The organism is Thalassovita sp. (assembly GCF_963691685.1).
Taxonomy (GTDB): domain Bacteria; phylum Pseudomonadota; class Alphaproteobacteria; order Rhodobacterales; family Rhodobacteraceae; genus Thalassobius.
In genome coordinates this window covers 2,088,667-2,103,277 of sequence record NZ_OY829290.1, presented here as the reverse complement: position 1 = coordinate 2,103,277, position 14,611 = coordinate 2,088,667, and the positions used below count along the sequence as shown (strand labels likewise).

14 protein-coding genes are annotated in these 14,611 nt (G+C 60.7%); 9 read left to right on the top strand and 5 right to left on the bottom strand.

From position 1 onward, the window contains the following. Nucleotides 1-6 precede the first annotated feature (6 nt). Nucleotides 7-1,608, bottom strand: a complete 1,602-nt coding sequence (locus tag ACORLH_RS10210) for a divergent polysaccharide deacetylase family protein (RefSeq protein WP_321832572.1) — start codon at nucleotides 1,606-1,608, stop codon at nucleotides 7-9. 141 nt (nucleotides 1,609-1,749) lie between these two features. On the opposite strand from ACORLH_RS10210, the gene ACORLH_RS10205 reads away from it, so the two are divergent. The 7 genes from ACORLH_RS10205 to lexA all read left to right on the top strand — a co-directional run bounded on the left by ACORLH_RS10205 (nucleotide 1,750) and on the right by lexA (nucleotide 7,565). Then, nucleotides 1,750-2,331, top strand: a complete 582-nt coding sequence (locus tag ACORLH_RS10205) for an aminodeoxychorismate/anthranilate synthase component II (RefSeq protein ID WP_321832571.1) — start codon at nucleotides 1,750-1,752, stop codon at nucleotides 2,329-2,331. Continuing rightward, nucleotides 2,328-3,344, top strand: coding sequence for an anthranilate phosphoribosyltransferase (gene trpD, locus ACORLH_RS10200; protein ID WP_321832570.1), 1,017 nt, complete (start codon nucleotides 2,328-2,330; stop codon nucleotides 3,342-3,344). The genes ACORLH_RS10205 and trpD overlap by 4 nt, the downstream gene beginning before the upstream one ends. Nucleotides 3,345-3,375: 31 nt before the next feature. Beyond that, nucleotides 3,376-4,191 carry an indole-3-glycerol phosphate synthase TrpC gene (gene trpC, locus ACORLH_RS10195; protein WP_321832569.1) on the top strand — a complete coding sequence of 272 codons (816 nt, stop codon included), beginning with the start codon at nucleotides 3,376-3,378 and terminating at the stop codon, nucleotides 4,189-4,191. A gap of 15 nt (nucleotides 4,192-4,206) precedes the next feature. Continuing rightward, nucleotides 4,207-4,713, top strand: a complete 507-nt coding sequence (gene moaC, locus ACORLH_RS10190; RefSeq protein ID WP_321832568.1) for a cyclic pyranopterin monophosphate synthase MoaC — start codon at nucleotides 4,207-4,209, stop codon at nucleotides 4,711-4,713. Continuing rightward, entirely contained in the window at nucleotides 4,710-5,606 is an 897-nt protein-coding gene (locus tag ACORLH_RS10185) for a GIY-YIG nuclease family protein (RefSeq protein WP_321832567.1), read from the top strand. Before moaC ends, ACORLH_RS10185 begins: the two co-directional genes overlap by 4 nt. Next, on the top strand, nucleotides 5,603-6,775 hold the full coding sequence (glp, locus tag ACORLH_RS10180; RefSeq protein WP_321832566.1) for a gephyrin-like molybdotransferase Glp: 1,173 nt from the start codon (nucleotides 5,603-5,605) through the stop codon (nucleotides 6,773-6,775). Before ACORLH_RS10185 ends, glp begins: the two co-directional genes overlap by 4 nt. Before the next feature lie 91 nt (nucleotides 6,776-6,866). Continuing rightward, nucleotides 6,867-7,565, top strand: coding sequence for a transcriptional repressor LexA (gene lexA / locus ACORLH_RS10175; RefSeq protein ID WP_321832565.1), 699 nt, complete (start codon nucleotides 6,867-6,869; stop codon nucleotides 7,563-7,565). Nucleotides 7,566-7,575: 10 nt separating this feature from the next. Here lexA and ACORLH_RS10170 read toward each other — a convergent pair whose 3' ends face one another. After that, complete coding sequence (locus ACORLH_RS10170; protein ID WP_321832564.1) at nucleotides 7,576-9,618, bottom strand: ComEC/Rec2 family competence protein; 2,043 nt, start codon at nucleotides 9,616-9,618, stop codon at nucleotides 7,576-7,578. A gap of 79 nt (nucleotides 9,619-9,697) precedes the next feature. Between ACORLH_RS10170 and gltX the strand changes: the two genes are divergently transcribed. Together gltX and gltA are read left to right on the top strand one after the other, a co-directional pair. Beyond that, complete coding sequence (gene gltX, locus ACORLH_RS10165; RefSeq protein ID WP_321832563.1) at nucleotides 9,698-11,098, top strand: glutamate--tRNA ligase; 1,401 nt, start codon at nucleotides 9,698-9,700, stop codon at nucleotides 11,096-11,098. 105 nt (nucleotides 11,099-11,203) lie between these two features. Then, nucleotides 11,204-12,499, top strand: a complete 1,296-nt coding sequence (gene gltA, locus ACORLH_RS10160) for a citrate synthase (protein ID WP_321832562.1) — start codon at nucleotides 11,204-11,206, stop codon at nucleotides 12,497-12,499. 73 nt (nucleotides 12,500-12,572) lie between these two features. Here gltA and ACORLH_RS10155 read toward each other — a convergent pair whose 3' ends face one another. The 3 genes from ACORLH_RS10155 to ACORLH_RS10145 form a co-directional block, all read right to left on the bottom strand. Beyond that, the gene (locus tag ACORLH_RS10155; protein WP_321832561.1) at nucleotides 12,573-12,992 is read right to left on the bottom strand and encodes a hypothetical protein; all 420 of its coding nucleotides are present in this window, start codon (nucleotides 12,990-12,992) and stop codon (nucleotides 12,573-12,575) included. Between the two features lie 186 nt (nucleotides 12,993-13,178). Further along, nucleotides 13,179-13,601, bottom strand: a complete 423-nt coding sequence (locus tag ACORLH_RS10150) for a hypothetical protein (protein ID WP_321832560.1) — start codon at nucleotides 13,599-13,601, stop codon at nucleotides 13,179-13,181. A gap of 191 nt (nucleotides 13,602-13,792) precedes the next feature. Beyond that, nucleotides 13,793-14,572 carry an enoyl-CoA hydratase-related protein gene (locus tag ACORLH_RS10145; RefSeq protein ID WP_321832559.1) on the bottom strand — a complete coding sequence of 260 codons (780 nt, stop codon included), beginning with the start codon at nucleotides 14,570-14,572 and terminating at the stop codon, nucleotides 13,793-13,795. Between the last annotated feature and the right edge of the window lie 39 nt (nucleotides 14,573-14,611).

Here is a 14,611-nt window from a genome sequence, read left to right as displayed (position 1 = left end):
AGAGGCTCAGTTCTGCGTCGCCTGCAACAGGGCCGAGATCGGCGCCAGCGCAACACGCGTGGCGCGGTCCTGTAGCCCCCAGAGCAACAGCGCCGAAATGGTTTCCGCCTGCAGACGCCCCACCATCACCACACCGCCCGGCTGTTGCCGCGCCTTAAACGCCGCCTGATCCAGGAAACGGCGCATCACAACGGCGCTTTGGCCTTTGTTGTCAAAATCGCGGAACACGGTTGTGGCGGCAACGCCGTTTTTGCTGGCCAGTTTCTGTGCGGTGTTCAGCCCTTTGGCAAAGAAAACAACGCCATGGCCGCTTTCCTGCAAGACGGCCGTCACCTGATCTGACACCGCTTTGTCAGATTGCAGCCCGGTGCCGTCGCCCTCCATCACCGCAACCGCTTCGGGCAGCTCACGCAGCCCGGCGCGCAGCAGGGTTTCGGTGTCAGATCCGGTGGCCCCCAGCGGGATGTCACTGAGCGCCAGCACATCAAAGCCTGCAGCACGATAGCGTTCCATCCGCGCCCGTGCCTCAGGGCTGGTCACATCCACCGCAAAGCTCAGCGCATAGGGAAAGGCCGCCAAAGCCTCCAGCCCGATGTCACTGTCACCGCGGTCAATCAGAACGATCGACATCAGCGGTTTGTTGTCGGGGTTGCTGAAGTCGGCCGCGAATTTTTCCAGTGGTGGCAGGTCCGGCGCGGGCTCAGGATCTGCTGCTTCAGCGGTGTTCTCCGGCGTGCGGTCGGTCAGCCGGCTGGCCGGGGTGCCGATGCGCGGCGCGTCTGAGACCGCTTCGCCCACTTTCGGCAGTGCGGGCCGTTTCGGGGCCTCTTCTGTCGGGATGGCGACGATCACGGCCGGCTCCCGCTCCTCACTGATCTGAGGACGCGCGGCTGTGGCGGTGTTGGGCGCGCTATCTTCCCTTACCATAGGCGCATCGGGCGCGCTTGTCTCAGGGCTGGCCTGCGGTTCCGCCACATCGCCCGCGACATCTGCTGAGGGCAGCGGGGCAACGGCGCTAGGCTGGCTTTCTGGCGTGTCCGCCGTGGGGGCACTCGGGGCCGCGCCACTGGGCTGCGCCGCCTCACCGACAGGCAGATCGGGGCTGTCGACATTGGGCACTGCGGCCAATTCCGGCTGATCGGTGCTGTCGCCCACCTCAGGATTGCTGGGCCGTGCGGGCACCGCGCTTACTGGAGCATCAGCGCTGGCGCTTGGCAGGCTGGGCGCGGTGGCCCGTGGCGTTTCATCTGCAGCGCTGGCAACATCAGGGCTGTCACTACCACTGGCGGGGGCAGTCAAAGCCACCTCAGCCGTGCCGGTTTCCGGCGCTGTGGCTGGCGTGGTCTCCACCCCTTGGATGCCGGCGGTATCCTCTGCCGCCGGGGCATCGGCGCGCGCCGTTTCAGTGGTGGTTTCCACCGGATCGGCTGCGGGCAGGCTGGTGGCGACATCTTCGCGCGCCCCGTCAAAACCGCTGCCGGCCGGCACGTTGACATTTGCCGCCTCAGGGATGGGCGTGTTCAACGTCTGCAAAACCGATACCGCGGCCATGCCGCTGACAGCCACAACCGTGCCCAAAAGAAATCCGCTAATACTGCTGCGTGCCACGCCCGCCCCCTCTTGCCTTGCGATGGGTCGTTTTCCGACCTTTTGACGCCCCTGCCCCCCTTGACGCTGGGGCGCAAGCCTGAACAAGTATACCGCGACTGAAGGGGCGTTCCAGCCCCGCATAGAACAAAGATGGGCGCGATGCTGCTTCTGATCGATAATTACGACAGTTTCACCTATAATTTGGTTCACTACCTGGGCGAATTGGGCGCCGATGTGGTGGTCAAACGCAATGATGCGCTGGATGTGCAGGAGGCCATGGCGATGAACCCGGCCGGGATCCTGCTTTCGCCGGGGCCGTGTGATCCGGATCAGGCCGGCATTTGTCTGGCCCTGACCGAAGCCGCTGCCGAAACCAAGACCCCGCTGATGGGCGTCTGCCTGGGCCACCAGACCATCGGTCAGGCCTTTGGCGGCAAGGTGGTGCGCTGCCATGAGATTGTGCATGGCAAGATGGGCACCATGCACCATGATGATCTGGGCCTGTTCAAAGGCCTGCCCAGCCCGTTTGAGGCCACCCGCTATCATTCGCTGGTCGTTGAGCGCGAAAGCCTGCCCGACAGTCTGGAGATCACCGCCGCGCTGGAAGATGGCACCATCATGGGCCTGCAACACCGCGAGCTGCCCATCCACGGCGTGCAATTCCATCCTGAATCCATTGCGTCGCAGCATGGCCATAAGCTGCTGCAGAACTTCCTTGATATTATGAAAGTACCCGCATGACCGCTTCGCAGATCAAACCGCTTATCTTTGCCGCTTCCGAGGGTCCGCTGAGCCGGGCGCAGGCAGATATGGCCTTTGAGATCCTGTTTGAAGGTCAGGCCACCCCGGCGCAGGTCGGTGGTCTCTTGATGTCCATGCGGGCCCGTGGTGAATCGGTGGCGGAATATGCCGCGGCAGCAGCGCAGATGCGCGCCAAATGCATTCCTGTCAAGGCCCCGGAAAACGCGATGGACATCGTCGGCACCGGTGGTGACGGCATCGGCACGCTGAACATCTCAACCGCGACGGCCTTTGTGGTGGCGGGCGCAGGTGTGCCCGTGGCCAAACACGGCAACCGCAACCTCAGCTCCAAATCCGGCGCCGCAGATGCGCTGGGGCAGCTGGGCATTGATGTCATGGTGCAGCCCGATGTGGTGGAACGTGCCATTGCCGAGGCCGGGATCGGCTTCATGATGGCGCCGATGCACCATCCGGTGATGAAACATGTGATGCCGGTGCGTCAGGAACTGGGCTGCAAGACGATCTTCAACATCCTCGGGCCGCTGACCAACCCGGCCGGGGTGAAACGCCAGCTGACCGGTGCCTTTGCGCTGGACCTGATTTTCCCGATGGCGGAAACCCTGTTGGAGCTGGGCAGCGAAAAGGCCTGGCTGGTGCACGGATCGGACGGCACGGATGAGCTGACCATCACCGGCAGCACGCAGGTTGCTGTGCTGGATCAGGGCAAGATCACCCCGCTGGAGGTCCATCCTGAGGACGCCGGTCTGCCGGTCCACCGGCTGCGTGACATTCTGGGCGGCTCGCCTGAGGAAAACGCGGTGGCGATGCGCGCCCTGCTTGAGGGTGAAGCGGGCGCCTATCGCGACGCGGTGTTGCTGAACGCAGCCGCCGCACTAATTGTGGCGGACAAGGTGAGCACCCTCAAAGAAGGTGTTGAAATTGCCGCAGAAAGCATCGATAGCGGGGCAGCCATGAAGGCCGTCACAACGCTGGCCGCCGTCACCTCCGGGTGATCACACCACAGCTTGAACAGGGATAAAAACAATGAACACCGGCACCGTTCTGGACAAGATCAAAGCCTACAAGCTGGAAGAAGTGGCCGCGGACAAAGCCGCCAAACCACTGGAAGCGGTGGAGGCTGAAGCCCGCGCCGCCAGCCCCGTCCGCCCCTTTGGTGAAGCGCTGGCCAAAGCCAGCCGCGAAGGCTATGGGCTGATCGCTGAGGTCAAAAAAGCCAGCCCTTCCAAAGGTTTGATCCGCGAAGACTTCAACCCGCCGGAACTGGCCAAAGCATATGAAGATGGCGGCGCGACCTGCCTGTCGGTGCTGACCGATACCCCCTCCTTCCAGGGCGCCAAGGAATTCCTCGTCGCGGCGCGCGACGCGGTCAGCCTGCCGGTGCTGCGCAAGGATTTCATGTATGACACCTATCAGGTGGCTGAGGCGCGCGCCTTGGGGGCCGACTGTATCCTGATCATCATGGCCTCAGTCAGCGATGCGCAGGCTGCCGAGTTGGAGGCCGCTGCCTTTGAATGGGGCATGGACGCGCTGATCGAAGTGCATGACGCCGAAGAGCTGGAACGTGCCACCGCGCTGAAATCCAACCTGATCGGCATCAACAACCGCAATCTCAAAACCTTTGAGACCACGCTGGACACCACCCGCAAACTGTCCAAACGGGTGCCCGCCGAGCGGATGCTGGTCAGCGAAAGCGGGCTCAACACGCCCGAGGATCTGGCCGATATGGCACGTTACGGCGCCCGCACCTTCCTGATCGGCGAAAGCCTCATGCGCAACGAAGATGTCGCCTCAGCAACGCGCCGCCTGCTGGCCAACCCGCTGACCGCAACTGGCATGTAAGGCAAGGGTGTAGAGATGAGCGGACAAGAGACTGGCGGACAGGCTTCAAGCGGGTTGACCCATTTCGACGCCAAGGGCGATGCCCATATGGTGGATGTTTCCGACAAGGCCGTGACCAGTCGCATCGCCACTGCGGCGGGCTGGGTGCGTATGGCCGAGGAAACCTTCCAGATGATCTCGGAAGGCAAGGCCAAGAAAGGTGACGTGCTGGGCGTAGCCCGTCTGGCCGGCATCATGGGGGCCAAAAAGACCCCGGATCTGATCCCGCTCTGCCATCCCCTGCCCGTGACCAAAGTCGCGGTGGAGCTGGTGCTGGACCCGGATCTGCCCGGTGTGCGCATCGAAGGCACCGTGAAAACCACCGGCCAGACCGGTGTTGAGATGGAGGCGCTCACCGCCGTCTCTACCGCCGCGCTGACCGTCTACGACATGATCAAAGCCGTCGACAAAGCGATGGAAATCGGCGGCATCCACGTCACGCTGAAAGACGGCGGTAAATCCGGCCGCTACGAAGCCGAATGAAGGGACGTTCGTTAGAACTCTTTTTTGTTGACGGCGATCCGGACGGAATGCTGACCGCGGAGGTGTTTAACTGGACAGGGCACGTTCTAAAACTACCGCGCGCACAAATTGCTGAAGGCTTGCGCCGCACAGACGCCCAAAGAACAGGCGTATACGCTCTGCTTGGGATGGTTGACGAAAGAAGTACGGTCTACATAGGCGAAACCGAGAACCTCGCACAACGCATCGCTGATCATGCCCGCGATAAAGACTGGTGGGAGCAAGCTGTTTTGATAACATCTTCAGATGATGGTCTACACAAAGCCCATGTCCGATATCTTGAAAAACGCATGGTCGAATTAGCTGCATCCGCCGAAGGGGTAGCGCTTGCGAACGGCAATATTCCTGGCGGTGCCAGCCTAAACGAAGCAGCTACATCAAATATGGAGCGTTTCCTCGAAAACCTGCAAATTGTGCTTCCAGCGATCCGCGTCGATATTCTCAGCTCGCGCCGTCGACCTTCCGCGAGCTACGAACCGCAAGAAGTGGCTGAGGGTACAAGCGCGACGCGTTTCTATATGAGTGTTTCTAAACACGACATCAAAGCGCAAGCGATCCTTCGCGGAAACGAATTCATCGTTCAAAAAGGCTCTCAATGTAGACCTGAGTGGATCGGAACTCACGCACACAACGAAGGTTATGCCATTCGCCACGCTGAATTTGTTGCAAAGGGTATTATCAACGTCGCAGGCGGCGTCGGTGAGTTCACCGAAAATTACGCGTTCTCAAGCCCATCGGCAGCTTCCACAGCAATTGCCGGGCGTTCAGACAACGGACGTCGCTCTTGGAAAACCGAGAGTGGCGTTAGTTACGCTGATTGGGAAACGCAACAGCTAACGAAGCCTATGCCATGATCCCTGTCACTGACGCCCTCGACCATCTGTTTTCACTGACGCCGCAGCTTGGCGCAGAAACGGTTCCGCTGGTACAAGCCGTCGGTCGCGTGCTGGCCGAAGATGTCACCGCGCAGCGCACCCAGCCGCCTTTTGCCGCCTCCGCCATGGATGGCTATGCCGTGCACCGGGGTGAGATGCAGATCGGCGCGCAGTTTGACGTGATCGGTGAAGCCGCCGCCGGCTCTGGCTTCAAAGGTGTGGTCGGCAAGGGTCAGGCAATCCGCATCTTCACCGGCGCCCCGGTGCCGGACGGTGACTTTTTCGTTGTCATTCAAGAAGATATCGACCGGACCGGCGACCGTATCACCATCGCGCGGGATCCCGGCCAGGGGGACAATATCCGCCCCGCCGGTGGCGATTTCAAAATCGGTGACGCGATCGCGGCACCGCGCCTGCTCAGCCCATCCGACATTGCGCTGCTGGCCTCAATGAATATCGCTGAGGTGCCGGTGATCCACCGCCCTGATATTGCGCTGATTTCTACCGGGGATGAACTGGTGATGCCGGGGGAAACACCCGGCCCTGATCAGATCATTGCCTCCAACACCTTTGGTTTGAAGGCCTTGCTGGACCAGCACGGCGCCTTGACCCGCATCCTGCCGATTGCCCGTGATGATGTGGACAGTCTGAAAACGGCCTTTGCGCTGGCCGAAGGGGCCGATCTGGTGGTCACCATCGGCGGCGCTTCGGTCGGCGATCACGATCTGGTTGCACCGGTCTCCGCCGAACTGGGGATGGAGCGGAGCTTTTATAAAATCGCCATGCGCCCAGGCAAACCGCTGATGGCGGGCCGGATGGGTCAGGCGATGATGGTTGGGCTGCCGGGCAATCCGGTCTCGGCCATGGTCTGCGGCGCGATCTTTCTGGTGCCGGTGGTGCAGACGATGCAGGGCCTGCCCGCCACCGCCCCCCAGCGCAAAACCGCTCGCCTTGCCGCCCCGATCGGTGCAAACGGCCCGCGCGAACATTACATGCGGGCGCGTGTTGAAGCGGACGAGATCACGGTTTTCGACAATCAGGACAGCTCCCTCCTGACGGTATTGTCGGCGGCCAATGCCCTCCTCGTGCGCCCCGTGCGGGACCCGGCGCGCGCTGCGGGCGAGGATATGGAATTCATTCCTCTTTAACCGCGCGTTCCCCCCTTGTTCCGCAACTCAGTTGACACAAAACAGGAACATGTATAGAACAAACCCAAACCAACAGGCGAGGGTGCGTTCCATGCTGACCAAAAAACAGCTCGATCTTTTGCAGTTCATCCATAGGCGGGTGCAGCAGGATGGCGTGCCCCCCTCCTTTGATGAAATGAAAGAGGCGCTGGACCTGCGGTCCAAGTCGGGAATCCACCGGCTGATCACTGCGCTGGAAGAACGCGGCTTCATCCGCCGCCTGGCCCACCGCGCCCGCGCCATTGAGATTGTGAAACTGCCTGAAAGCATGGGCGGGGAAGCCACCGCCGGCTTCAGCCCCAAGGTGATTGAGGGCGGCCGCCCTGATGCCACCCCGCCCGCTGCGCAGCCTGTTGAGGTGATCCATGCGCAGGAGCTGCCGGTGATGGGCCGCATCGCCGCCGGTGTCCCGATTGAGGCGATCAGCGAGGTTAGCCATAACGTGGCCGTGCCTGGCTCCATGCTGACCTCCGGCTATGAGCATTACGCGCTGGAGGTCAAAGGGGACTCGATGATCAACGCCGGCATCAATGACGGCGATGTGGTGATCATCCGCGAAACCCGCACCGCAGATGACGGTGACATTGTGGTCGCTCTGGTTGAGGATCAGGAGGCCACACTGAAAACCCTGCGCCGCAAGGGCAGCAACATCGCGCTGGAGGCCGCAAACCCCGCCTATGAAACCCGCATTTTCCCCTCGGATCGGGTCAAGGTGCAGGGGCGTCTGGTCGGGCTGATCCGCAGCTACTAAGGAAATTCAATCAACGGGTTGCTGGCCGCTCCTTTCGCCAGACCCATTGGTTCCACAAACGATCGCCCGCCCTTTGGCGGGCGGTTTCGATTCTGGGGCCATCTGCCCGGTCAAACACCGCGATGCTGCCTGTATGTTTCAGGGATTTCGGATCAAAGACCTGACAGGGCAAGGGCTGTTCAATCCGCTGATTGCTGACCAGCCAATCGCCCTTGTTACACCATGCATCTGCCGCTGCTTTCTTGCCCGCGATCACCCGCAGCGCCCCCTGCTCCACCGCCACATGCGCGGGCCACAGCGCGGCGGCCGCCTCCTGCGACATCGGCGCGCCGTCGTTTTCCAACCAGACGCCAGCGACAAATCCAGACCCGCGGGATTTGGACAAGGCCCGCCCGTCAGGTGTTGCCACGCCAACCAACCCACCGTTTTCCGCAATCAACAGATCAGGCCGTTCGCTTTGCATCCAGCCCGCCAAACCCAAGGCAATCAGCGCGCTGCCACCCCAGCGCAATCGCCCCTGCCAGAGGATGACACATAAGACGCCAAGGCTGAGCAGCGGCAAGACATGGCTGCCCGGGCTAACCACATGACGCACCGCCATCTCCTGCTCAGATATCCAGTGGGCCACCACCATGATCCAGGCAATCCCCTGCCCCATCAGCCACAGCGGCCAGGCCTCCAACCCCAAGGGCATCACCACGGCGGCCAGCACCGCCGCGGGCATCACAAAGGCCCCCATCAAAGGCACCGAAGCCAGATTGGCCAAGAGCCCCATCTGCGACACCATGTTGAAATGCGCCGCGGCAAAGGGGGCCGTGGCCAGCCCCGCCACCGCAGATGACAAGATCAAGGTCAAAGGACCGCCCAGCCTGCCGCGTGGCAGGCGGTTGCTGTCCCGCAGGCCCGCAAAGACGGCGACAAGCGCTGTTGTGGCCGCAAAGGACATTTGAAAACCGGGGCTTAACAGGCTTTCTGGTCGCAACACCAGCACCACCAATGCCGCGACCGCCACCGCCCTGAGCGAGATAGCGCGCCGGTCAAACAGCAGCGCCACCAGCATCACCGCCACCATGACAAAGGCACGCTCCGTCGCGACATTGCCGCCAGAGAGCAGCAGATAGCCGGCAGCGGCGGTCAGGGCGGCAAGGGCGGCGATTTTCTTCGCCGGGACGCGCAGGCCAATGTAGGGCACCGCCGCCAGCATCAGCCGGACCAGCGCAAAGACAAAGCCACTGACCAATCCCATATGCAGCCCCGATATCGCCAAGAGATGCGCCAGATTGGCCCGGCGCAAATCCCGCAGCAGATCCGCCGACAGCGCGGTGCGATCCCCGGTCATCAACGCCGCCGCAACCGCGCCACGTTCACCGGGCAAGGCGGTTTTGATCCGAGTGGACAGATCCATCCGCAGCCGTGCAACGCTGCCCTCGGTGGCCGGTTCCAGCAGCAACAGCGGCGTGCGGGCATATCCCACGGCCCCAAGGCGCTGAAACCAGGCGTGGCGGCGAAAATCAAACCCGCCCGGCTCCGCCGGGCCAGCGGGTGGCGACAGATGGGCGGTGACCAACACACGCTCCCCCGGCTCAGGCGCATGCCAGTGCTGATCGCCGTGCAGCGCAACCCGCAAGCGCCGCGGTGTCGCCTGCGGGGCCAATCGCGCCAGAACCGCCTGATCCAATGTCACCCGCAAGGCGCCGGAGGCCGACCTGTCGAGGCCAACCACCCGCCCCTCCACCGGGCCGTAGTAGCGATAGCTCAGCACCGGGCCCGCCACCAGATGCGCCCGCATCGCCGCCAAGGGCAGCCCCGCCGCCAGCAGCGCCAAGGCCCAGATCAAAGGGGCCGCGCCGGATTTCAGCCACAGCGCCAGAAGGGCCGCAGCGACAGAGATCGCAGCGCCCCCCAAAAGCATCAGCGGCGCAGGCTCCGCCAGCAGCGCGAAATAGCTGCCGATCCCCAGGGCCAGAAACACCGGTGCCCAAGGGAACAGATGGCCGCGCTGGGTCAACAGCAGCGTATTTGCCCTTGCAATGATGTCCGGCAACAGAGCCAAGCCTTGCCCCTAAAGGTTCGCATGGATAGACAGGCGGAAATGATACGATCTTCCTGGTTACCGAAAGGTTAATACCCGCATGTCGACACAAGTCGTGACCCGTTTCGCCCCGTCCCCCACCGGCTATCTGCACATCGGTGGCGCCCGTACCGCGCTGTTCAACTGGCTTTACGCCCGGGGCCGCGGCGGCAAGTTCCTGCTGCGGATTGAGGACACGGACCGCGAGCGTTCCACCCCCGAAGCAACCGCTGCCATCCTGAAAGGCATGGAGTGGCTGGGGCTGGATCACGACGGTGAAGTCATCAGCCAGTTCGAACGCGCTGATCGTCACGCCGAGGTGGCCAACCAGCTGTTGGCCGAAGGCAAAGCCTATAAGTGCTTCGCAACACAGGAAGAAATCCAAACCTTCCGCGATGAAGCCCGCGCCGCTGGCAAATCGACCCACTACCGCTCGCCCTGGCGTGAGGCGGCTGCGGACAGCCACCCCGATGCGCCTTATGTGGTGCGGATCAAGGCACCGCAGGAAGGCAGCACCGTCATTAAGGATGAGGTGCAGGGCGATGTGACCATCCGCAACGATCAGCTGGACGATATGATCCTGCTGCGTTCCGACGGCACGCCGGTTTATATGCTGGCCGTGGTGGTGGATGACCACGATATGGGCGTGACCCATGTGATCCGTGGCGACGACCACCTGAACAATGCCGCGCGTCAGATGATGATCTATGACGCGATGGGCTGGGACGTTCCGGTCTGGGGCCATATCCCGCTGATCCACGGTGGCGACGGCAAGAAGCTCAGCAAACGCCACGGTGCGCTGGGTGTCGAAGAATATCAGGCGATGGGCTACCCGGCGGCAGGTATGCGCAACTATCTGGCGCGTCTGGGCTGGAGCCACGGCGATGATGAGTTCTTCACCGACGCGCAGGCGCAGGAATGGTTCGGCATGAACGGCATCGGCAAATCGCCGGCCCGGTTTGATTTCAAAAAACTGGAAAACCTCTGTGGTCAGCATATGGCCGCAACGGAAGATGCTGCAGTGCTGCATGAGTTGGAGGCTTTTCTGGCCGCAACCGGCGAAGAGGCGCTGACCGAGGCGCAGAACGTAGTTCTACGTAAGGCGCTCTATTGCACCAAGACCGGCGCAAAAACCTTCCCTCAACTTATTGAAAAATCACGCTTTGCCCTGGCAAGCCGGCCAATTGACGTTGAGGAAAAGGCGGCAAAACACCTGGATGATGTATCCCGTGGTATACTGAAGGAATTGACGCCGCATTTGCAAAATGTTAGCTGGACGCGTGACGAACTGGAGGCCACGGCCAACCAGTTTGCCGAAGCGCAGGGGATGAAGTTCGGAAAACTTGCCGGACCGTTGCGTGCCGCTCTTGCTGGGCGCGCTGCTACCCCTAGTGTCTTTGACATGATGCTGGTCCTCGGGCAGGACGAAACACTTGCCCGTCTGACCGACGCCGCAGGCTGACGGCGGGGACCAAACGGTCCCTCCTAAATGCCAAAACGGCCAACAAAATAGTGCAACGCCGCGCGCCCGTCCGGGCGCGCTGAGCCATGTGATGAAGGGAAAACCATGACGGAATCGACCAAAAGCGCAACGCTGACGTTTGACGGGAAATCTTTGGAGCTGCCAATGTTCAGCCCCACGGCTGGCCCTGATGTGATCGACATCCGCAAGCTCTACGCACAGGGCGGCGTCTTCACTTACGATCCGGGCTTCACCTCGACCGCGTCGTGCGACAGCACCATCACCTATATCGATGGCAACAAAGGTGAGCTGCTGCACCGCGGCTACCCGATCGATCAGCTGGCTGGCCAGTCGCATTACCTCGAAGTGTGCTACCTGCTGCTTTACGGTGCGCTGCCGACCGCGGCTCAGCTGGAAGAGTTTGAGACCACGATCACCCGCCACACCATGATCCACGAACAGATGCACAACTTCTTCCGTGGTTTCCGCCGGGATGCACACCCGATGGCGATCATGGTGGGTGTTGTTGGCGCCATGGCAGCCTTCTACCACGACTCGACCGATATCGCGGATCCGCGCCAGCGTGAGATTGCGTCGCACCGTCTGATCGCCAAGATGCCGACCATCGCTGCGATGGCTTATAAATACTCGATCGGTCAGCCGTTTGTATATCCGCGCAACGATCTGGATTACGCAGCAAACTTCCTGCACATGTGTTTCTCGGTGCCTGCAGAACAGTATGAAGTGAACCCGATCGTCAGCCGCGCGATGGACCGTATCTTCACGCTGCACGCCGACCACGAACAGAACGCTTCGACCTCGACCGTGCGTCTGGCATCGTCCTCGGGTGCCAACCCGTTTGCCTGTATCGCTGCTGGCATCGCCTGCCTCTGGGGCCCGGCGCATGGTGGTGCAAACCAGGCATGTCTGGAAATGCTGAAGGAAATCGGCACCGTCGATCGCATTCCGGAATTCATCGAACGCGCCAAGGACAAGAACGATCCGTTCCGTCTGATGGGCTTTGGTCACCGTGTCTACAAAAACACCGACCCGCGTGCGAAGGTTCTGAAAGAATCCGCCGACGAAGTGCTGGAACTGCTGGGCGTCGAAGACAACCCGCTGCTGCAGGTTGCCAAAGAACTGGAGCGCATCGCGCTGGAAGACCCCTACTTCATCGAGAAGAAGCTGTTCCCGAACGTAGACTTCTACTCGGGCATCATTTTCGAAGCCCTCGGCTTCCCGACCTCGATGTTCACCCCGATCTTCGCGCTGTCGCGCACCGTCGGCTGGGTCTCGCAGTGGAAAGAAATGATCGCAGATCCACAGAACAAAATCGGTCGTCCGCGCCAGCTGTACCTGGGTGAGATCAACCGCGATTACGTGGATGTTGAAAACCGCTAATATCCTAGCGGATCAAGGATTTAGGGGTCGCCTTCGGGCGGCCCTTTTCTGTGCGACGGTGTGGAACTGGCAATCAGGCTTCGTGTTTGATCAAGGCGCGGATGATGGCCTCGCCCACATCCAGCTTCTCCGCGACGTCGCGGATGTCTTCGGCCACCAGAAAATCAACGTCCGGCCGGGCTTCCCACATCTTTTGCTGCATAGAGGTCAGGCCGCGGCTGATCTCGGTAGGGCAGTAATAGGTCACGCACCAGATCGTGCCGGGCTCATGAAACATCGCATAAAGATCTTCCATCTGCCGCCGGCGCAGATCCAGGTCCAACTCGGCGCTTTGAATACGCGAGAAGTCCAGAACCGACCGCAAGCCGCGATGGATGAGAGGATCGCGCCGGTAGTCAGCCAACAACTGACTTGTATGAACTGTATGATGATGACCAAAGTAACGCGCATAATGAAGCTGATACTCAGGCAACACAGTATAGGACACACTCATCACCACATCCTCTCGAACAAAACCACACGCAGCACCTCAGCTTACAGACGGAGAATGCGGCAAGTCACTGACATAATGAGGAAATTACACCAATGGATGTTTCCCCCTAGGGTCAGAGCGCTCTTTACTTGAAATGGGATGATCCAAGGTTACCGCGCAGCATAGCTTACACGCGTTAAAGATATGTTACGTCGTTGACCGCTGCAGAATCATATCGACGAAATCCAGCGGCTCGTTCAAAATTTCGGCTAGCTCTTCGCGAGTTTTCGCCATCTGAAATGTGACCCCCTCATATTCCGCCCACATCTTGGCGGTCATGGCCGTCAGGCTTTGACTGACCTTGTTGGGGCAATAGTAGACGATGGGCCAATCCTTCGCTGAGTCTTTCAGCAACGCACACAGCCGATCCATCTGTTGGCGTCTCAAATCGATGTCAATCTTGGCGCTTGTCAGATTTTCGCAATCGATCATGCAGCGCATTCCGGTCATGACCATTGGATCCAGCTGATAATAAGGCAACAGATCATCAGTCTGACGAGTGTGATGATGCCCCTCGTAACGCACATAGAGAAGCTGTTGATCCGGGTAGACTTGATAACTTGCGGGCATTTCACCCCCGTGCACTAAGGTGCTGTTACGGCATCAAATGTTCATTTTAATCAACTTCTAGATTTAACTGACCCAATGTTCTGACATTTCAAGCGGCTAATAAAGATTTACCTAATATTCACGTTAAAATGCCGCCTTTTGACGAAAAAGGGCGCCCTCTGGGGACGCCCTTTGGTAGAACTTTGTTGGCATCAGCGACCTTCGTAGTGCGGTGGGCGCTTTTCCAGGAAGGCCACAACACCCTCTTTGAAATCACGGCTCTGACCGCAGGTGCCTTGTTTGCGGCCCTCAAGTTCCAGCTGCTGCTCCAACGAGTTGTCCCAGCTGCCGCGGATCGCCGATTTGATGTGCTCATAGGCCAGGGTCGGGCCTTTGGCCAGATGCAGCGCGCGGGCCTTGCAGATCGCGGTAAACTCGGCATCCGGCACCGCTTCCCAGATCAGGCCCCAGTCATCTGCCTGGCGGGCTGAGATCTTATCTGCGAACAGCGCCGCGCCCATCGCCTTGCCCATACCCATGTTGCGGGTCATCCAGTAGGTGCCGCCGGCATCAGGGATCAGGCCGATGCGCGAAAACGCCTGCAGGAAGTATGCGCTTTCCTTGGCGATCACCACGTCCGCCGCCAGCGCCAGGTTCGCCCCTGCCCCGGCTGCTGCGCCGTTCACCGCGCAGATGGTCGGGATCGGGCAGTCATAGATCGCACGCAACATCGGGCCGTATTCGTCCCGCAGGGTGCGTTCCAGATCCAGATTGTTGGCATTGGCGCGGTCGCTCAGATCCTGGCCCGAGCAGAACGCCTTGCCCGCGCCGGTCAGCACCAGAACCCGTGCCTTGCCCGCCGCCTCTTGCGCCGCATGGGTGATTTCAGCCCGCATCTGGGTGTTCAGCGCGTTCATTTTATCCGGGCGGTTCAGCGTCAAAATCGCCACGCCGTCTTTGGAAATCTCAAGCTTAATTGTTTCGTATTCCATGGGCTCTCCCTCTTCTCGAGTGCAACTTAGGTGACCCAA